18 protein-coding genes and 1 tRNA gene are annotated in these 18,911 nt (G+C 67.0%); 6 read left to right on the top strand and 13 right to left on the bottom strand.

Going from position 1 to position 18,911, the window contains the following annotated elements; genetic code table 11:
- Window positions 1–15: 15 nt before the first annotated feature.
- Together fxlA and AOZ06_RS15785 are read right to left on the bottom strand one after the other, a co-directional pair.
- Window positions 16–168 (bottom strand): FxLD family lanthipeptide, encoded by a 153-nt coding sequence (fxlA, locus tag AOZ06_RS53910; RefSeq protein WP_218921997.1) that lies wholly within the window; start codon window positions 166–168, stop codon window positions 16–18.
- Between the two features lie 131 nt (window positions 169–299).
- On the bottom strand, window positions 300–713 hold the full coding sequence (locus AOZ06_RS15785) for a hypothetical protein (protein WP_157233034.1): 414 nt from the start codon (window positions 711–713) through the stop codon (window positions 300–302).
- A gap of 480 nt (window positions 714–1,193) precedes the next feature.
- Here AOZ06_RS15785 and AOZ06_RS15780 point away from each other — a divergent pair, with 480 nt between their 5' ends.
- A complete protein-coding gene (locus AOZ06_RS15780) occupies window positions 1,194–2,429 on the top strand; it encodes a helix-turn-helix domain-containing protein (protein ID WP_225954823.1) in 1,236 nt (411 codons plus the stop codon).
- A gap of 11 nt (window positions 2,430–2,440) precedes the next feature.
- Window positions 2,441–3,097 carry a YdcF family protein gene (locus AOZ06_RS15775; protein WP_054290081.1) on the top strand — a complete coding sequence of 219 codons (657 nt, stop codon included), beginning with the start codon at window positions 2,441–2,443 and terminating at the stop codon, window positions 3,095–3,097.
- A gap of 36 nt (window positions 3,098–3,133) precedes the next feature.
- Here the strand turns inward: AOZ06_RS15775 and AOZ06_RS15770 are convergent, their stop codons facing one another.
- Genes AOZ06_RS15770 through AOZ06_RS62050 form a run of 5 tightly spaced genes read right to left on the bottom strand, consistent with a single transcriptional unit; the run spans window position 3,134 to window position 6,812 of the window.
- Window positions 3,134–4,681, bottom strand: coding sequence for a relaxase/mobilization nuclease domain-containing protein (locus tag AOZ06_RS15770; protein ID WP_054290080.1), 1,548 nt, complete (start codon window positions 4,679–4,681; stop codon window positions 3,134–3,136).
- A complete protein-coding gene (locus AOZ06_RS15765) occupies window positions 4,678–5,139 on the bottom strand; it encodes a MobC family plasmid mobilization relaxosome protein (protein WP_054290079.1) in 462 nt (153 codons plus the stop codon). The genes AOZ06_RS15770 and AOZ06_RS15765 overlap by 4 nt, the downstream gene beginning before the upstream one ends.
- 38 nt (window positions 5,140–5,177) lie before the next feature.
- Complete coding sequence (locus tag AOZ06_RS15760; protein WP_083471712.1) at window positions 5,178–6,323, bottom strand: AAA family ATPase; 1,146 nt, start codon at window positions 6,321–6,323, stop codon at window positions 5,178–5,180.
- Between the two features lie 29 nt (window positions 6,324–6,352).
- Window positions 6,353–6,577: a helix-turn-helix transcriptional regulator gene (locus tag AOZ06_RS53905; protein WP_083471711.1), complete on the bottom strand. Its 225-nt coding sequence runs from the start codon at window positions 6,575–6,577 to the stop codon at window positions 6,353–6,355.
- The gene (locus AOZ06_RS62050; RefSeq protein WP_225955291.1) at window positions 6,570–6,812 is read right to left on the bottom strand and encodes a helix-turn-helix domain-containing protein; all 243 of its coding nucleotides are present in this window, start codon (window positions 6,810–6,812) and stop codon (window positions 6,570–6,572) included. The genes AOZ06_RS53905 and AOZ06_RS62050 overlap by 8 nt, the downstream gene beginning before the upstream one ends.
- A gap of 115 nt (window positions 6,813–6,927) precedes the next feature.
- Between AOZ06_RS62050 and AOZ06_RS15750 the strand changes: the two genes are divergently transcribed.
- Both AOZ06_RS15750 and AOZ06_RS15745 read left to right on the top strand, forming a co-directional pair.
- On the top strand, window positions 6,928–7,515 hold the full coding sequence (locus AOZ06_RS15750) for a hypothetical protein (protein ID WP_054290076.1): 588 nt from the start codon (window positions 6,928–6,930) through the stop codon (window positions 7,513–7,515).
- A 15-nt stretch (window positions 7,516–7,530) separates the two neighbouring features.
- Complete coding sequence (locus AOZ06_RS15745) at window positions 7,531–8,697, top strand: tyrosine-type recombinase/integrase (RefSeq protein ID WP_054290075.1); 1,167 nt, start codon at window positions 7,531–7,533, stop codon at window positions 8,695–8,697.
- A 118-nt stretch (window positions 8,698–8,815) separates the two neighbouring features.
- Here the strand turns inward: AOZ06_RS15745 and AOZ06_RS15740 are convergent.
- From AOZ06_RS15740 to cmk, 4 genes are all read right to left on the bottom strand, one after another.
- Window positions 8,816–8,889 (bottom strand) — tRNA-Pro (locus AOZ06_RS15740).
- Window positions 8,890–8,954: 65 nt separating this feature from the next.
- The gene (gene der, locus AOZ06_RS15735; RefSeq protein ID WP_054290074.1) at window positions 8,955–10,352 is read right to left on the bottom strand and encodes a ribosome biogenesis GTPase Der; all 1,398 of its coding nucleotides are present in this window, start codon (window positions 10,350–10,352) and stop codon (window positions 8,955–8,957) included.
- A complete protein-coding gene (locus AOZ06_RS15730) occupies window positions 10,349–10,954 on the bottom strand; it encodes a lysophospholipid acyltransferase family protein (protein WP_054296678.1) in 606 nt (201 codons plus the stop codon). The genes der and AOZ06_RS15730 overlap by 4 nt, the downstream gene beginning before the upstream one ends.
- Before the next feature lie 38 nt (window positions 10,955–10,992).
- On the bottom strand, window positions 10,993–11,697 hold the full coding sequence (cmk, locus tag AOZ06_RS15725) for a (d)CMP kinase (protein ID WP_054290073.1): 705 nt from the start codon (window positions 11,695–11,697) through the stop codon (window positions 10,993–10,995).
- Between the two features lie 116 nt (window positions 11,698–11,813).
- Here cmk and AOZ06_RS15720 point away from each other — a divergent pair, with 116 nt between their 5' ends.
- The gene (locus tag AOZ06_RS15720) at window positions 11,814–12,299 is read left to right on the top strand and encodes a GNAT family N-acetyltransferase (RefSeq protein ID WP_063810041.1); all 486 of its coding nucleotides are present in this window, start codon (window positions 11,814–11,816) and stop codon (window positions 12,297–12,299) included.
- On the opposite strand, the gene AOZ06_RS15715 is transcribed toward AOZ06_RS15720, so the two are convergent.
- Complete coding sequence (locus tag AOZ06_RS15715) at window positions 12,266–13,354, bottom strand: NAD(P)/FAD-dependent oxidoreductase (protein WP_054290072.1); 1,089 nt, start codon at window positions 13,352–13,354, stop codon at window positions 12,266–12,268. The two genes, AOZ06_RS15720 and AOZ06_RS15715, sit on opposite strands and share 34 nt — an antisense overlap.
- A 167-nt stretch (window positions 13,355–13,521) precedes the next feature.
- On the opposite strand from AOZ06_RS15715, the gene AOZ06_RS15710 reads away from it, so the two are divergent.
- A complete protein-coding gene (locus tag AOZ06_RS15710) occupies window positions 13,522–16,263 on the top strand; it encodes an AfsR/SARP family transcriptional regulator (protein ID WP_063810040.1) in 2,742 nt (913 codons plus the stop codon).
- A gap of 129 nt (window positions 16,264–16,392) precedes the next feature.
- Here the strand turns inward: AOZ06_RS15710 and AOZ06_RS15705 are convergent, their stop codons facing one another.
- Complete coding sequence (locus AOZ06_RS15705) at window positions 16,393–18,906, bottom strand: tetratricopeptide repeat protein (RefSeq protein ID WP_054290071.1); 2,514 nt, start codon at window positions 18,904–18,906, stop codon at window positions 16,393–16,395.
- Window positions 18,907–18,911: the final 5 nt, after the last annotated feature.

The following is an 18,911-nucleotide window of genomic DNA, read 5'->3' as shown; positions in this document are numbered from 1 at the left end:
TCAGGTGCAGTCAGGTCAGACGGTGCTGATGCACGAGGACGCGCACGTCGGATCGCAGCCGTCGCTCGTGTCGCAGGCCGATGCCACGCCTGGAGTGACGGTGGTGGTGATCCGCAGGTCGAGGTCGAAGTCCGAGTCGGCGACGGTGTCGATGGTTGGTGCAGACATCAGTGGTTCCTCCATGTACCTGCTTGCATGATCAAGCAGGGGTTTTCCTTGGTACGAAACGTTTGCGGCGGCACTACAGCCGGTCATAGTGGTGGGACTTCGCCTCCTTGCGGGGTATGGACATCGGTGGCTCAGTTCCCCGCGGCTTCTTGCCCGATGCAGGGCAGGTAGCCGCCGGTGACGGGATCACGAACATCGGCCTCGTCGCGATCGCAGCCAGATCGAATGCAGCGCGGGACCACGCCGTGGGGCAGGTACTTCCACGCGAACCAGTGGCCGGCTCTGCACGGCCAGCACACCGGGCAGTACGGCCAGGCCGGTTGCATCACGTCGGGTACGGGAGGTCGGACGGCGAACTTGCAGGCGGCGAATTGGACATTCCTGCCGTCTCGCGTGACCAGCGTGCGCGGAAACACCCGGTCCACGAGGTGCAGGTAGTGCTGGAACCAGCCAGCGGCGATCTTCGAACCGTTGTCGTTCGCTTGTTGATTGCCCACGGCTGGCAGTACAACCGTCTGCTCAACGTCTTCGGCCGTAGCGATCATGACGCGAGCTCGCTGCACCGGCCTGCGCGACGCCTGCCGGCTGCTGCTGCCCTGTCTGCCGGATCCTCGTAATCCCAGCCCAGCGGCATATCCTCGTGGCTGGTGCACAACGACCCGTGCACGCCGTGGTCCCACCTGACAGGGAAAGAGTGCTGGTGTGGCCAGATGCCCTCGTAGTACTGCACGGTCCCGGCCTGACGCACGTCCCCGTTGCGGTTCCGGACAAGTACACGTGTGCCGGGGCGGGGACGGCCTTGAGTACCTTCCGCATGGGTGTCCCACCACTGAGTCGGGTGTTCACCCAACTGGCCAGGTTGAGGCCTCTCGCTCATGGCCGCTCCCTTGTGGACGAACTCAGACACATTGCCCGTGCAAGCGAGGTGTCACACGGCGTCATCGCAGACGCTAGGTACGCCCAGCGGCGTGAACCGGGAGGATTTCTCTGGGGTCCTCACCTGCACGGATGCGAGGGTGGACGCCATGCGAGGAATGACCGACGGCATGACGATCGGGGAACGCGTCGCGTTCTACCGGCAGCGGCGGGGCCTGACCCAGGTCGTCCTGGCCGGGCTCGTGGGTCGCACCGAGGACTGGCTGCGAAAGGTTGAGCACGACGTGCTCCCCCTGGACCGACTCTCGGTGCTGCGCCGCCTTGCCTACGCGCTCGACGTCGCCCTCGGCGACCTGATCGGCGAACCAGTACTGATGGCCTGGGCAGACGAGCCCGGTCGGCGGACTGTCCCCGCACTCAGGGTGGCGCTCATGGACCACCGCCAGTTCCTGACCGGGCCGCGGCCAGGAGAGCCGATCCGGCTGGACTCTCTGGCCATCAACATCGATGAGCAGTGGAGCGACTACCAGAACTCTCGCTACGCCCGGCTCACCCAGCGCCTGCCACTCCTGATCACCGATGCCCAGGCTGCCTGTCAGCACTACGGCACCACCAGCGACGACGGGCTCCGCGCGCACGCACTCGCGGCTGCTGCCCACCAGTTGGCCACCGCGTTGCTGACCAAGCTCGGCGAGGCCGATCTCGCGGCGATCTCTGCGAGCCGTGGCCTTGCCGCCGCCAACACCAGCGGCGACATTCTGATGATCGGCTCGCTGTACCGGTCGGTGTCGCACGCCTTGCTCTCCATTGGCGAGTTCGAGCAGGCCATCGCGCTCACCCGAGCCGCCGCAGACCACCTCGAACCTGGCCTCGGCACCGCAACACCGGAGTATCTGTCGGTCTACGGAATGCTGCACCTGGCCGGCGCGGTCGCCTCATCCCGCCGCGACGACCGCGCCGACACCGCGGCGTTCCTCACCGAGGCCGACCAAGCCGCAAGCCGACTTGGCCGCGACGCGAACTACCTGTGGACCGCATTCGGCCCCACCAACGTCAAGATCCACCGGGTCACCGCCGCGATGGAACTCGGTGATGTTCAAGTCGCGGTCGACCTTGGTCCACGCGTCGACACCCGCAGTCTTCCGACTGAACGGCGCGTCCGCCACGCCATCGAGACCACTCGCGCCTACGTCCGGTGGAACCGCGTTGACGAAGCACTCGCTGTGCTCCTTGCCGCTGAGCAGGACGCACCTGAACAAGTCCGGTACCACCGGCTGTCCCGCATCCTCGTCCGCGAGATGATCAGACTGCCTCGTCCAGCCACCCGCGCCGTCGAGCTGGCTTACCGAATGGGTGTGCGCGGCACCGACCCTCGTCAGCCGTAAGGTGCCTCGACATGGCGACCACCATGCTTCCCCCAGACTTGCGCGCGGATGTCGAGACCTTGTGGGGATACCACGACATGGGTCACGAACCTCGACGCTGCGACGTTGGCATCGGCCTGGGCAGCCACGACCTCGGTGTCGCCACTTACACCGCCGAGCTTTATCACCAGGGCATGTTCCCGCGCGTTGTGTTCACCGGCGCCAATGCGCCCACCACGATCGAACGATTCCCTCGCGGTGAAGCCGTGCACTACCGCGAACACGCCATCACTCTCGGCGTGCCCGCCGAGGTGATCAGCATCGAGACCCAGGCCACCAACACCAGCCAGAACCTCACCAACAGTCGCCAGATTCTTGCCGAGGAGGGAGTCCGACCCGAGTCGGTCATGCTGATCTCCCGGCCGTACCAGCAGCGACGAGCCTATGCGACCTGCCGCAAGGTATGGCCTGAGATCAACGTCATGTGCTCGTCCCAACCGCTACCGCTCGACGAGTACATCGCCGGCATCGACGACGTCGACCGCGTGATCAACATGTTGGTCGGCGACACCCAGCGCATCACCGAGTACGCCCGACGAGGATTCGCCATCGAGCAGGACATGCCCGACAACGTGGTCGATGCGTTCCAGCGGCTTGTTGCGGCCGGGTACACCAGCCGCCTGATCTAACTGCCGCTGACGCGCACCCGCCGCTTCGGCACTCGATCACCGCGCCCGACCGCGATCCGAGCCTCGCGCTTGTTCATGTCCTCCGATCGCGGGTCGACTTGCCCTGGGCTGCTGGTTCAGCCGCCTGGCCAGGGCAGCCCTCTCGGGTGAAGGCATCTTGAAGGAACCGAGTTGCGCTGTGGAGGGACGCTGCCCCTGGACAACGCTGTGCGAGCTCAAAAGACCGGCAGCCCGACGCGCCTCAGCAGCTTGCCGCAGCTGTCCTGCCTGCTCGCGCCACGCCGCGATCTCGGCTACAAGTGCAACAAGAGCGAGCACGAGGGCTACTGCTCCCGGGCCAGTTCGAGCGCGCCTGGACAACACACCTGCCTTGAGCAGCGAGCGCGCCGCTCGGCGCAACTCGACGGCAACGCTCTTCCAACGAACGGGCTGAACGCGATGGGGCGCTACAGCGACCCACTCATAGGCTGCCACCGCATCGCTCAACGGTCCCGATACTGGTCCGTCGATTGCCTTCGACACCGCGATGAGCATGTCGGCCGCCGCATGTGCGATATCGTCGCCGCCACTTCCAGCTGAGGTGTCTTCGGCTTCGACGAGCGCCTTCACGTAGAGGTGGGCGCTGTGCGTCGCCTCCGCAGCCGTGTCCAGTACACGAGCGTCGCGCGACAAACCTGTTGTGTCGTTCAAATCGGCCGGCCCGCGGGTGCTGGCCCATCTGTGCATCAGCTTCGGCGCGGACAGATCATGGGCGAGTCGACTGCCGCCGAACCAGACCCGACCGTCCTCCGAGCTCGCGCTCAAGTCCGCGAACAACGCCACGCGGCAGCCGGTCAACCGATTCTCCGAATCCCAGCGCGCGTGCACAGACACCAGCGGCTCCCGCTCCAGCAACTCAACGAACTCCGCCGCCGTGGCAGCCTCAGCCGCAGCAGCACGGACCACCAGGCGCAGGAAGTCACGGCTAGGTCGAGGCTGTGGCCCACGCGCCGCCTTCTCCACCTCGGCGCGTGTTGGACGCACTGCCGCTGTTTTGTTCGCCGGTGACGTCGGGGTGAGGCCAAGACGCTGTTCGACGTCCAGGCACCACTGCCGCCAACGGGGCCAGTCCCGGTAGGTGTCGGCAACGGTGCCGTCGCCCCGGACCAGGTTCACCGCGAGGTGGATGTGGTCGTTGCCGTCCTTGCTCAGACCGTGGTGCACTGCGACCCATCGGCAGCCGGCGCGGCCCTCACCGTCGGGGCTGAATCCGAGTCGGGCAACAGCGTCCTCCGCGAGTTCACGCCAACGGCCGTCGCCGAGTTCTCCGTCTTGGCGCGGGATCGACAACGCGACGTGGTAGACGTGCCCGCCAGGCAGCGTCACGTCGTGTCCGGTCATCGGCGCATCGATCTCACGGGCCAAGCGAGCCATCCAGCCTCGGCGTCGAGCTGCAAAGATCCCGCCAGAGAGCCATTCGGGATCCCACGACGCCACGAGATGCGGGTTGGTGTGCTCGTTCTGCTTCCCCGGACCGAAGAGGTACCGCAGGAGTCCGTAAGTATCGGCTCCATACTTGCCTTTCGCCGGCGCCTTGGCGATCACGTCTTCGGATCCCGTGATGAGTCAGCCGGGTCGATCTCAGCGAGGATCGTTCGGAGCTCTTCCAAGGTCGCGGTGAAGTAGGCCAGCGCTGCAGGAAGCCCATCGGGTGCTTGCCCTGTGCTGTTGATCCTTGCGGCCATCTGGTTGAGGTTGGTACCGATCCGGATGAGCCTTGTCTCGACGGTGTCGAGTCGTTCCGCCCACCAACGTTGTTCGCGCAGACTCCAACCGTCAGCTGACTCACGCAGTGCTGATTCGACCAGGTACCGAGGAATCGACAACCTTGCGAGCTCAGCCTGGATCTCGAGACGGCTGTAGGTCGTCCTGGTGGTGCGGACGTGGATGCTGACAGGTGAGCCGCCCTGTACCCGCCGCTGCCGCCGCTTCTTGTTGTGCGTCATCAGTTCCCCCGAGATGGTGCGCGGCGTGTCCCCAAGCACGCCGCTGGTGTTTGCCACGGCTCCCTGTCGCGGCAAAGAATCCGGTTACCAGATTCCTAACTTGCTGACCGCGGCTGGTTGCCGTGTTCAGCCTCCGAAGCGCGCACCAAGGGATCGAAGGGAGCGGCACTTCCGGCACCGCTCCCTTCGCGCTCTTCCGCACTCCCTTCGAGCCTGATCCGCCACACCCAACCGCCACCGAAGGCGGCTTTCTGCGAGCGAACCTTGGCCTTCGACTTCGCACGTTTCAGCGTGTCCTTGGAGAAACCGGCCTGGTCTCCGTTGGACAACACGTCGGCAACTGCGGCCTCGCCTCCGCAGTCGACGAGGTATTCGGTGGGCCACGCGACGGCGTCCGCACGGTCGTCACCGTCGTCGTGTGCGGGATGTTGGAGAAGGTCGGCGACCGATGTCGCCGACTCTCCCAACCAGTGAATCCTGCCGACGGTGGCCTCGCCTCCATCGTCAGCGGAGACCGAAACAGCCTCGGTGCCGTATGCAAGCGACGGGACAGTTGGGACCGACACGATGTTGGATTTGATGACCGAGAGGACGAAGTTGTCCTCGTCCGCTCCGCACGCCAACACGTGTCGGACAACCTGTGTGTACGCGCCAGCGCCGCCGATAGCGTCGACTGGATCGACGCCTGCTGTTGCCTTCCGGAAGTGCCCAACTCCCAGAATCGCCGCGCCCGTGTGGTGCGCCAGCAGCTTCAGTTTCTCCAACTGCGGGCGCACGACGGAGTTGTCGTTGAGTTGGCCGGACAAGGACGAGTTGAGCGCATCCAGCACGAGCAAGACCGGCTGCCATGCCGCGATCGCTTCACGTGCTGCGTCCAGGTCGAGGTTGACGATCAGCGGTGTCCCGTCGACCGATTCGCCGTAGACGACGTCGACCAGGTGCAGGTAGTCCGGATCTCCGCCGGCTGCGACGAAGCGAGCCTTCAGAGTGGACGGTGAGTCCTCGGTGGTCGAGTAGAGGACATGGTGCGGCTCGCCTTTGAAGGCGCCGTCCAGCTGTCCCGTGGTCAGTTTGGCGGCGAGGTCGACAACAACGGTGCTCTTCCCGATCCCTGGTTTGCCGACCAACAACGACACCTCACCAACAGGCAGGTAGTTGTTCCACACGTACTGCGTCTGCACGATCTCGACCTCGCGAATCGCTCTCACTCGCAAGTGCCGGGCCGGCTGTTCATCTGTCATGGCCGTTCCCCCCGAACGTGGCCATCGCGTCAGTCCGTTGCCGATAGTTTGCGGATGATCGACTCGGTGTAGGCGACGTAACGGCTCCCGAACCTGTCCACTCGTGCGGGAAACTCTCCGCGTGCAACGAGTTCGTAGGAGTAGCTGCGACTCAGGCCGAAAGCCTCTCCAGCTGTCGGCACATCGACGGTCGGCGGCCACTCTGCTTTGATCTCCGCCAAGGTCGGGCGCTTCTTGGGCTGTCGTCTAGTCATCGCGCTCCCCCAGCCGCTCGCGCTCGACCAGGCGAGCCAGGAGGCTGTGGTACGCAAAGATGTTGCGTCCGCGAGGCAACCGATCACCTGTTTCCCACCGGTGCACAGTGGACGCCGTGACCTCACAGTCCTGGGCGACCAGCGCCTGACTGAGACCGGCAACGACGCGTAGCTGACGCGCCCTCCCGGTCCTGATCCATTCACGAAGCTCTGCGGATCGCTCCGCCAGAGCCATTCCCCCGATAGCCATGCCATGCACGATAGACTCAAAGACATTGACTATGCCACCACGATGACATAGCTTGTAGTCGTCCGGTCACTGACGATGAGGGAGGTCGTATCGTTCTGCCGTGCCTCGCCTGCCGAAGAACTTCGAGATCGCCTGGGTCACCATCGACGAACTGGCGCCCCGCGGCTATCTGTCCACGGGGCCGAACACCGCGATACCGAACCGCTTCCAGGCCAACTTCCAACTGGAGAATCCACTGGCGGGCGTGGTCCTCGAGGTGTTTGTCGGGGCTGACCTTCGCCCCGTCGCGATCTCAGTAAAGGTCCAAGCGAGCACCAAGACTCCAGTCACGACGTCGGTGATGAGGCAGATCCTCATCGACCAACTCGTGCAGCGGGCGGTGGAGGAAGCCACGGTGCCGGCCTCCACGCGAGAGGAATGGCTCGCCACGCTCCCGCCTGGCGCTGTGCAACCAACGGACCGCAACGATGCCGCACCGAGCGCAGATCAACGCACTCGCACGCAAGCTGATGACGATGCTCGACGCGCCGCATTGATCTACGCGGAAGCCGTGGCCAGGGGCAACAGGGCGCCCGCTGTGGCGGTCGCCAACGTCATGAACCGTTCACGCACGCAAGTCGCTCGGTACATCCGCCGAGCTCGCGAGCTGGGAATTCTTCCCCCTCTGGGCGAGACCGAGGGGGACTGATCGCCAAGGGGAATCATGGGGGATCCGATCAAGAAGATCGAGCTGAAAGACGGGACCATCAGGTACCGGTTCGTGATCGACGTCGGGCGTGATCCCGACGGCAAGCGCAAGCAGCTGACCAAGACCTACGACACTCGGAAGGAAGCCCGCGCCGAGTACGCGAAGATCAAGCACCAGACCGACGAGGGAACGTTCGTCGGGCCGGACAAGATAACCGTTGCGGAGTGGCTCGACACCTGGCTGACGTCGGCGACGATCGATGTCGAGAAAGCCACGGCCTCGAACTACGCCGACGCGCTTCTGCCAGTGCGGGAACGACTTGGCCATCGGCGCCTTCAACAACTCAGCGAAGAAGACGTGGACGGCCTGGTGAGCTGGATGCTCACTTCCGGTCGCAAGCGCGGCGGCAAAGTCGGCAGTGGACTCGGCGTCCGGTCGGTCCAGCTGACTCTCGGCCGCTTCAGGGCCGCGCTGAACATCGCGGTGCGACGAAAGTTGGTCGTGCGCAACGTCGCCCAGTACACCCAGATTCCCCGCGAGGCACGCCGGAAAGCAGAAGCGGCTGCAGCTGAGCGAGTGCCCTGGAGTGAGACGGAGGTGAGGCAGTTCCTCGCCGCGATCCGGGACCACAGACTGCACGCCCCGGTCCTGCTTTCACTGATCGGGATGCGCCCGGCCGAAGTGTGCGGACTCCGCTGGTCAGCCGTCGATCTCGAAGCCGCGACGTTGTCCGTGGAGCTCACCCGGACGCTCGTCGACGGCGAAATCGAGGAGAAAGGGCCGAAGTCCGAGAAGGGCAAACGCAGGTTGCCACTGCCCAAGCCGCTGCACGCCGCTTTGAAGGCCATCAAAGCCCGCCAGGCACGCGAGGCGATGAAGGCAGGCGACGCCTACGACCGTTCAGGATTTGTGCTCGTCGACGAGCTGGGTGCGGCATGGAAGACGGACAAGTTCAGACGGGCGATCTACAAGCTGATGGCCCAGGCGAAGGTCCGGAAGGTCCGGCCTTACGACGCCCGGCACGCCTGCCTGACCTATCTGGCCACCTCTGGCGTCCCCGACGTCATTGTCAGCGCTTGGGCGGGACACGCTGACCTGAGCTTCACCAAGCGGGTCTACATCCACCCCAACGCCGAGCACCTGAAAGAAGCCGCAAACCAACTGGACGAGTTGCTCGGCTGAGAAGCAGTACAAGCGTTCGTGAGAAATTGTGAGATAGCGGCCCTTAAAACGCAGTCAGGGCCTTGTCTCACCGTAGTGATCCAAGGCCCTGACCTGGGCTTTCGCCATACTTCGACCGTCGGGACGACAGGATTTGAACCTGCGACCCCTTGACCCCCAGTCAAGTGCGCTACCAAACTGCGCCACGTCCCGGCCGCATCCGGTTTCCCGGGTGCGAGGAGTAGCTTAGCGCACGTCCCCCGGGGGCCTGCACCGGGTTACTTCTTGCGCTTCTCGCGCACCCTCACCGACAGGCGCACGGGGCTGCCGACGAAGCCGAACTCCTCGCGGAACTTGCGTTCGATGAAGCGCCGGTAGCTCGCCTCCAGGAAGCCCGTGGTGAACAGCACCAGTGTCGGGGGCCGGGCCTGGGCCTGCGTGGCGAACAGGACCTTCGGCTGCTTCCCGCTTCGCACCGGCGGTGGGGTCGCCGCGATCAGATCACTCAGCCAGGAGTTCAGCTGCCCTGTCGACACCCTCGTGTCCCAGGACTTCAGGGCTGTTCGCAGGTGGGGGGCCAGCTTGTGCACGGATCGGCCGGTCAGGGCTGAGATGTTCACGCGTTCTGCCCAGGGGATCCGGACCAGGCCTCGCTCCAGTTCCCTGACCAGCTGGTGGCGTCGGTCCTCGTCCACCAGGTCCCACTTGTTCATCGCGATCACGCAGGCCCTGCCTGATTCGACCACCATCGTCAGGACTCGCAGGTCCTGCTCGCTGATCGGGGTCGAGGCGTCCAGCAGCACGATCGCGACCTCCGCCGCGTCGATCGCCGCCCTTGTCCTCAGCGAGGCGTAGTACTCCGCGCCGCTTGCGGTGTTCACGCGTTTGCGCAGGCCCGCGGTGTCCACGAACCGCCAGACTTCGTCGTCCAGGCGCACCATCGAGTCGACGGGGTCCACCGTCGTCCCCGCCACCGAGTCCACTACCGCGCGGTCTTCGCCCGTCAGCTTGTTCAGCAGCGAGGACTTGCCCACGTTCGGTTTGCCGACCAGGGCCACTCGCCTCGGCCCCCCCGCGCGGTTGAAGTCGTCGCGCGGGGTTTCCGGCAGCACCTCCAGGATCTTGTCCAGCAGGTCACCGGAGTTCCTGCCGTGCAGCGCGCTCACCGGGAAGGGCTCGCCCAGTCCCAGGTTCCACAGCGCCATCGCGTCCGCGTAGAGCCTGTCGTCGTCCACTTTGTTCGCCACGACGAGCACCGGCTGCTTCGAGCGGCGCAGGATCTTCGCCGCCGCTTCCTCCGTCGCCGTCGCCCCCACCGACGTGTCGACCACGAGCAGGATCGCGTCCGCTGTGGACATCGCGTATTCCGCTTGGGCCGCAACGGCTTTCTGCAATCCCGCCGCGTCCGGCTCCCAGCCCCCGGTGTCGAGCACCGTGAACTTCCTGCCGTTCCACAACGCGTCGTAGGCCACCCGGTCTCGGGTCACCCCCGGCACGTCCTGCACGACGGCTTCCCTGCGTCCCAGTATGCGGTTGACCAGCGTCGACTTCCCGACGTTCGGCCTGCCCACCACTGCGAGCACGGGCTGGGCCGTCACGCCCTCCGCTTCTCCATCGGTCCCCGAGGTGATGTCCCATTCGGACTCATCGACCCAGGTACCGTCCAGCTCAGTCATCGCAAGTCTCGCATTCGATCCAGTTCACCGACCAGGTCCGCCAGTGCGGTCCTGATCTGTTCGGTTCCGGCCACGAGGCCGGAACGGCCAGGTCCGACGGTCAGCTCGAAGGGCTTGCCGACCAGGATGTCCACCACCGGCCGCAAGCGCCGCCCCGAGCCTTCGGGCCGCCGGGTCCCGCGCACGGCCACCGGTTGCACGAGCGCGCCGGACTGCCGCACGAGCCACGCGGCACCCTGCTCGGCGTTCAACACGTCACCTTCGCCTCGGGTTCCTTCGGGGAACACGCCGATCACACCACCACCGCGCAGCACCCGCACGGCGGCGAGCAGCGGTTTGCGGTCCGCCTCTCCCCTGCGGATCGCCAGTTGCCCGATCGCGCGCAGACCGCGGCCGGCTATCCCCTTGAACAGCTCGCCTTTGACCAGGAACACCGACCGCCGCGGCACTATTCCGAACAGCACCTGCGGTTCGATCATCGAGCTGTGGTTGGCCACCAGCACGACGGGGCCGGTACGCGGGAAGCGGTCCATGTTGTGCACGCGGAAGCGGAACGCCGGTACGTAGAGGTACCGGCCGATCAGCCTGCCGAACTCGTGCATCCACGGTATCGCGTCCTCCGGCAGGTCGGGCGCCTTGCTCACCTGCCCACCACCTGGCGGGGCCGCAGTTCCCTGCCATCGACGAGGTCCAGCAGCGAGGTGAGCACGCCTGCCAGGTCGAGGTCGGTGGTGTCCAGTTCGATCGCGTCGTCCGCCTTGCGCATCGGCGACACCGCGCGGGACGAGTCGTAGTCGTCACGGCGGCGCACGTCCGCGAGCGTCTCCTCGAGGTTCGCGGCCCGCCCGGCGGCCTCGTCCTGACGGGTCCGGCGCTGGGCGCGGGCGTCCGCGGACGCCGTGAGGTACACCTTCAGGTCGGCGTCCGGCGCCACGGCCGTGCCGATGTCACGTCCCTCGACGACGATCCCGCCCTGCGCGGACACCGCGGCGGCGATGATCGCGCGCTGCTGGTCGACGAGGATCCGCCGGACCTCGGCGACCGCCGACACCTCGGACACGGCCAGCGTGACCTCCGGCCCGCGGATCTCGGCCGAGACGTCGGCGCCGTCCAGCAGGACGGTCGGGTCCTCGGGGTTGGTCCCCATCTGCACGCCCGACGACTTGGCGACCTCGGCCGGGTCACCACCGCCGCGCAGCACAGCGAGCGTCACAGCCCGGTACATCGCGCCGGTGTCCAGGTACGCGGCCCGCAACGTGCTGGCCAGCCGGCGTGCCACGGTGGACTTGCCGGTGCCGGCGGGGCCGTCGAGCGCGATCACCCCACGCAAATCACCCAGTGCCACGTGTCGCCCTTTCGTCGCCTGACCGTTTCAACCCTCTATTCTGCCTGGCCGCACTTGGAGCGAGCGGCCAGGACCGGCTGCAAACGTTTTCGCCGGACATGTGCCAGGATCCGGGTATGGACAGCGTGCTGCTCAAACCCACTGATGCCGAGTTGGTCCTGGCGATGAACAACGCCGCGGTGCCCAACGTCAACGAGGCCACGGAGGCCGAACTCGCCGAGTTGATCGAGATGTCCGGTTTCACGGTGGCGCTGGAGGAGGGCGGCACGCTGCTCGGTTTCGTGCTCACGTTGCCGCCAGGCGTCGGCTACGCCAGCGAGAACTACCGCTTCTTCAGCGAGCGTTACGACCAGTTCGTCTACGTCGACCGGATCGTGGTCGCCGACGGGGCGCGCAACCGCGGCATCGGCGCCAAGCTGTACGACCTGATCGGCGAGTACGCCGCCGAGCACGGGATCCCCCGTGTGCTGTGTGAGGTCAATCTCGAGCCGCCGAATCCGGGCAGTCTGCGTTTCCACGAGCGGATCGGCTTCGTCGAGGTCGGGCAGCAGCGCACCAAGGGCGGTACTTATCTCGTCTCGCTGCTGGCCAAGGAGTTCTGACGGCCGAGTGCCAGGTCCGCGGCGACGGTGCCCATCAGCGGCGCGAGGGTGAGGCCGCTCGGGCCGAGGCCGGTCGCGATCACGAGGCCGTCCGCCGGTGCCGTGATCGTCGGGTCGCCGCTGGTGCTCAGCGGGCGGAATCCGATCCTGACCTCGCTCAATGCGGCATCGGCCAGTCCTGGCGCCACGCGCAGCGCGTCGGCGAGGATCCTGTGCACGCCCGCCGCCGTCTGCCGGTGGTCGAATCCGCTGCCGGTTTCCCTGGTGGCGCCGGCCACGACTTTGCCGCCGGGGAACGCCAGCAGGTAGTGGTCGCTCGTCGTGCGGATCACGGGCCAGCCGGACGTGTCCACTCCGGACAGCTCGAGGTGGGCGATCTGGCCGCGTTGTGGTTGCACGGGTACGTCGACACCGATCGCCTGACACAGCGTGGCCGTCCATGCGCCCGCGGCGACGACAATGGCGTGCGCGCCGATGACTTCGCCGTTGACTTCCACTCCGGTCACTCGTGACAACGCTGTCACCAGCTTGGCCTCGCCGTGTATCCGGCGCGCTCCGTGGCGTTCGGCCGCGCGCAGCAACGAATCCCGCATCACCCGGCCGTCCACTCGCGCCGCACCGCCGACGAACAATCCCGCTAGTTCGTTACTCAGTACCGGAAATCTCTTCGCGGGCTCGCCGACCGGCAGTGTCTCGATGTCCCCGACGGACGGATCGCGCTCGCGCAGGCTCCGGATCGCCGCGGCCATGCCGTCCAGTCCGCTCTCGTCCTCGGTGACCGTGATACCACCGACTCGCGAGTAGCCAGGGTCAGGTTCGCCGTCCTCGGCGAGTTGACGAAGCAGCACCGGGTACTGCGCCGCGGCGGCCCACCAGAAGTCCTCGGTGCCCAGCGAGGGCTTCCCCATCGGCCACGGCCACACGATTCCCGCGCCCGCCGCGGTCGCCTGTCCCGCGTGGCCCGCGTCGACCACCAGGACTTCCGCGCCTTCGGCGGCCAACCGGTACGCCGTCACCGCTCCGACGATCCCATCACCGATCACGAGCACTCGCATGGATTCCAGCTAACCGCACAGCGCCGCGCCGGACCACTCGCACGGACAAACCCTCGCGAGTGCCGCCTCGCGAGGGCTCGTCCCTCCCCCCGTTTCCCCAGTGCCGCGAGTGTGTCCGTGCCATCATGGAGAAACCTTGAACAGACCTTGAATGGGTTCACGACACGGTGATCGAGTTCCGGCTCTTAGGTGAGATCGAGGCGCGGCTCAACGGCGAACCGGTCGACCTCGGGCATGCCCGGCAACGCTGTGTCCTTGTCACACTTCTGGTTGAGGCGAACCAGGTGGTGCAAGTCGACCAGCTGCTTGACCGGGTGTGGGACGAGCGCGTGCCCATCCGGGCACGGGAATCGCTCTACAGCTACATCTCCCGGCTGCGCCAGGCGCTGCCCGGTGTCGGCTTCACCCGTCGATCCGGTGGTTACGTGCTCACGGTCGACCCGGACGACGTGGACCTGCACCGGTTCCGCCGTCTGGTCGACCAGGCGCGGGAGGCCGGGGACGTGCGGCTGTTCGACGGCGCGCTGGCGCTGTGGCGCGGCGAGGCCTTCGCCGACCTGGACACGCCGTGGCTGGCGGGTGTCCGCGAGACGCTCAACCGCGAACGGCTCGCCGCCGAGCTCGACCGCAACGATCTCGAGCTGAATGTCGACCAGGTCCCGCAGCTGACCGCGCGGGCCGCGGAGTTCCCGTTGGACGAGCGGCTGGCCGGTCAGCTCATGCTGGCCCTGCACCAGTCCGGCAGGCAGTCGGGTGCGCTCGCGGTCTACGACGAGACGCGCCGGGCGCTGGCCGCCCAGCTGGGCATCGACCCGAGCCCGGAGCTGACCAAGATCCGCCAGGAGATCCTGACCAACAGCGGTGCCGTGCCCGCGGCCCGGTTCGAGCTGCCGCGTGACGTCAGCCAGTTCACCGGCCGGGGCACGGAACTGCGTTATCTGCTCGCCGACCCGGACGGTGTGACGGCCATTGACGGTATGGCGGGTGTCGGCAAGACGGCGTTGGCCGTCCGGCTGGCGCACCAGCTCGCACCGCAGTACCCGGACGGTCAGCTGTTTCTCGACCTGCACGCGTACACGCCGGGCAGCACGCCGCTCACCCCAGCGGCCGCGTTGGACAAGCTGCTGCGCGCGATCGGCGTCTCGGCGATCCCCGACGACGTGGACGAACGGGCCGCGCTGTGGCGTACCCGATTATCCGGCCGCCGGATGCTGATCGTGCTGGACAACGCGGCGGACACCGCGCAGGTACGGCCGCTGTTGCCGGGGACGTCCGCGTGCTTCGTGTTGATCACCAGCAGGCAGCGCTTGGCGGGGCTGGACGACGCGCGGGTGTTGTCGCTGGACGTTTTGGCGCCGCGGGACGCCGTGGCGCTGTTCGGGAGAATCATCGGTGACGAGCGCCGGCTGGCCGAGCCGGGCGCGGTGGAGGAAGTGCTCCGGCTGTGCGGTTATCTGCCGCTGGCGATCCGGCTGGCGGCCGCGCGGCTGCGGCACCGGCCGAGGTGGATGGTCGCCCACTTGGCCGGGCGGCTGCGTGACCAGCGGAAACTGGCCGAGCTGCAGGCTGAGGACCGAAGTGTGGCGACCGCGTTCAGCCTGTCCTACGAGCACCTGGACGCGGCCCACCAGCGGATGTTCCGCCTGCTCGGGCTGATTCCCGGCCCGGATTTCGACGTCCACCCCGCGGCGGCGCTCGGCGACATCTCGTTGCCGGAGGCGGATCGCCTGCTCGAGGGCTTGCTGGACGTTCACCTGCTGCAGCAGCCGAGCCCTGGCCGGTACCGGATGCACGACCTGCTCAGGGCCTACGCCGCACAGCTGGCGTCGGACGAGTCGGCGACGGTCCGGCTGCACGATTACTACTTGCACGCGGCGGCGGTCGCGATGAACTTGATCGCCCCGCAAGAGCGGCACCGCCGCGCGACAGTCCCGCCGTCGACGACGCCGATACCTACGCTGACCTGCTACGACGACGCCACTGATTGGCTGGAGTCGGAGCGCACGAACCTACTTGCGGTCCAAGACGGCAGGTTCACAAGCCTGCTGTCCGCGCTCATCTGGCGCTTCCTGTACATCCGCGGTCACCACGACGAGGCCCTTACGCTGCACAACCGTGCCGTCGCCGCAGCGCGCGCCAGTGGTGAACGTGTGCTTGAAGGACAAGCGCTGTCCAACTTGGGTATGTGCCTTGAGCGCTTGGGGCGTTTCTCCGAGGCCGTGGAGCACCACGAACAAGCGCTCGCGATCTTCCGGGACACGGGCGCGCGGCAGCTGGAGGGCCACGCGCTGATCAGCATCGGCGTGACGCACTCGTGGTTCCGGCGCCAGGACACGGCGATGTCGTTGTACCGGCAGGCCGCTCAGATCGGCCGGGAGACCCAGACCGGTGTGCTCGAGGTGTTCGCGTTGGACAACCTCGGCATCGAGCTGGCCGAACTGGGCGACTACGAGGCCGCGATCCACCACTACCAGCACGCGCTGGACATCGCGAGGACCGAGGAGCCGCCGTACCTGCAAGGTCACGCGCTGGACAACCTCGGCAGGCTGCTGGCCCGGCTCGGGCGGTTCGAGCAGGCACGTGACCACCTGATGCAGGCGTTGGAGCTCGCGCACCGGTCGGCGAACCGGACGTTCGAGATCGAGGTGCTCAACAGCCTGGGCGAGACCGCTCGGATCGCGTCGGATCCGGCCGAGGCGTTGACCTTGCACCACAAGGCTGTGGCCTTGAGCGAGGAAACCGGGTCGCGCTCGGAGCTGGCACGCGCGCACAACGGCCTTGGGCAGGCCCACCACGATCTGGGTGACGGGTCGGCGGCACGTACTCATTGGGAGACGGCTTTGGCTCTGTACAAGGATTTGGGGCTGCCGGACGCGGACGAGCTGAGCGCCGCGCTGCACGAGGACTGACCGCGTCGAAGTCGAAACTGTCAGACCCCCGCGATAACGTGAAAACAAGGGATCCCCTGATGGCGGGGTTTGATGGTGGGCTCACTCATGGGTTTCACGGTGGACTCCCTCACGGGGGTGGCGGTGGGCTCACGCACCCGGCGGCGCGCCGATCCATTCGCTGAGCAGATCCGCAGCTTGCAGAGTGCGGGGGTTGTTGGCGCCCTGCACCTTCACCATTTCCTCGACCAGACTCTTCATCTGTGCCTCCGCTTCCGCCTTGTCGCCGGATCGGTAGAGGATGTCCGCGTACTGCTGCCGGAAGCGCAGCGTACGTGGGTGCTCGGCGCCGAAGACCGTCACCACCGGCTCGCGCAGCGAGTTGAGCTCCGCCAGCGCCCGGTCGGTCGCACCGGCGATCCCCCGCCAGAAAGCCAAGTTGAGGCGGTACGTCAACGTGGTGGGGTGGTCGGCGCCCAGACCCAGCTGCGCGTCCTGCGCGGCCGTCGCGAACTCGGCGATCGCCGATCCGACGTCGCCCGCGAGGCTGCGCCAGTACGCGAGATTGTGCCGGGCGATGAGGGTTTCGTGGTGCAGGCGGCCGAGAACCTGCTCCAGGTCGCGCACTGCTTTGTCGTACGTCGCCACGGCCGCGTCAGCGTCGCCTGCCTCACCGATCCAACGGCCCAGGCCGCTCAGCGCTCGTAATGTCGTGGGGTGCAGCGGTCCCAGTTCGCGTCTCAACTCCCGTTCGAGTCGCGCGTACGTGTCCCGCGCGCCCACGACGTCGCCGGAGAGCCCCAGGCACAGCGCCAAGTCGTCTCGCGCGTCGACAATGAGGGAATGCGTGCTCCCGAGCGAGTCCTGTTCGTCGCTGATGAAGGCGGCGAGGTCCGTGGCGGCGGACTCGAACATCCCGGACTCGGACCGGTAGTGCGCTTCGAGCCAGCGCAGAGTCAGCGTGTCGATGTCGGCGCGGCCGAGGCGTTCCTGCGCGGCGGCGTGGATCTCGCACAACGAACGCGCCGCCTCCGCGTGGTTGCCGAGATCCCCTGTGGCCGCTGCGATCTGGCCGCGGAGGAACAACACATCCCGGTGTTCGCGTGCTTGGCCGAGCAGCACTGTGGCGGTTTGCCGCGCGGCGTCCGCGCGACCGGTCGCCGCGAGGTGCTGGCTGAGCCGCCGCAACATCGGGTGCATGCCGTTGTCCCACAACCTGGTTCCGGCGATCCCGTGCAGGACCTCCGCGTTGCGGTACAACACCGCGGGGTTCTCTGGCACCTCCCACGCTTCCTCGACCGCGTCGGCGGCGGCCACCGCGAGCGCGTCCCGCCGTTCTTCCGCGACGAGTTGACGCACGGTCCGCTGAACCAGGGCGTGCACCTCGACATGGCCGTCATGGGTCACCAGGTTGAGCCGGTGCAACGCGCGCAACCCCAGCAATGCCGACCGATTCCGCTCCTCGCCGAGCCACCGCCGCGCCGACGGGCTGAACAGGACGGCCTCGGGGATACCTTCCGTTGCCAGCACCGAGATCAGCTCGAGCATCGGACGTGCCGCAGGCGCAAGCGATTCCGCACGTTCCAACGCGAGCTGCACTGTGCTCACGACCGTGCCGCCGTGTTCGTCGGCCGGCGAGGAAGACGGCAGCAGATCCGCCACGCTTTCCTTCTGGTCGGCCAGCAACCGCGTGTAGGACGCCACGCTCATGCCCGTGTCGATCAGGAACGCCGCTGCTTGTGCCAGTGCGAGTGGGAAGTGTCCCAACGCGTCCGCCAATGCCACGACATCCGCTGCGGACGGTCGACCGGCGGGCGAAAGCCGTTCGGACAGGTAGGTGGTGGCTTCGTCCGGTGTGAACATCCCGACCGGGATCACCTTGGTCCCGGGGCGCAACAGTGCCGCGTCCCGCCGTCTGCTGGTCATGACGCACGTTCCCGCAGCGCCGACGGGCCACAGGCCGGAAAGTTCCGCCGGGTCGTCGACGTCGTCGAGCACGATGAGCCAGCGGTTCGTGGTCGCCCGCAACCACGCGACGAAAAGGTCCGCCTGCGTTTCATCGTCCCAGCCCGTGTCGCCGGTGGCTGTGCTGTTCGCTCTGGCACGCCAGGCACGGGCATAGCCCGACAACACCGACTGCCGGGTGGCCGCCGACACCCAGAGCAGCACCGCCGCGGTGTCACGGGCACGGTGGAACGCCGCGGACGCGAGCTGCGACTTGCCCACTCCGCCTGCCCCGGTGAGCAGGATCCGTTCGATCGCGCTGTCCGCGATCGCTTCGTCGACCGCCGTCGCGAGTCGGTGCCGGTGCTGCAACGCGGCGGCGTCACCGGGTGGCCGGCCGAGGACCATGGCTTGCCGCGGGTGGGCGGGCTGTTTCTGCGCGGCCCGCCACAGGCGCTGCAACTGGCTGGCAGCGGGCGGTCCGCCGACGGCTTTCTCGATCACGCTGACGACAGCCATGATCGGGTCGAACTGACGTGGAACCGCCTGTCCGTTCAGCCATTCACCGAGTCGCCGCGCGTTGATGCCGACCAGGCGGCCGGAGGGAAGGGGTAGCGCGCTGGCGCGCCTGGCCAAGTCTTCGTCCGACACATCGGGCACGCGACGGCGGAGCCGGGTGAGTGCCTCGGCGAAAGCAGCCCGCGGATCCTGATCGGCCATCAGCG

The organism is Kibdelosporangium phytohabitans (genome assembly GCF_001302585.1).
GTDB lineage: Bacteria > Actinomycetota > Actinomycetes > Mycobacteriales > Pseudonocardiaceae > Kibdelosporangium > Kibdelosporangium phytohabitans.
This window is presented reverse-complemented; position numbering and strand designations above follow the sequence as displayed.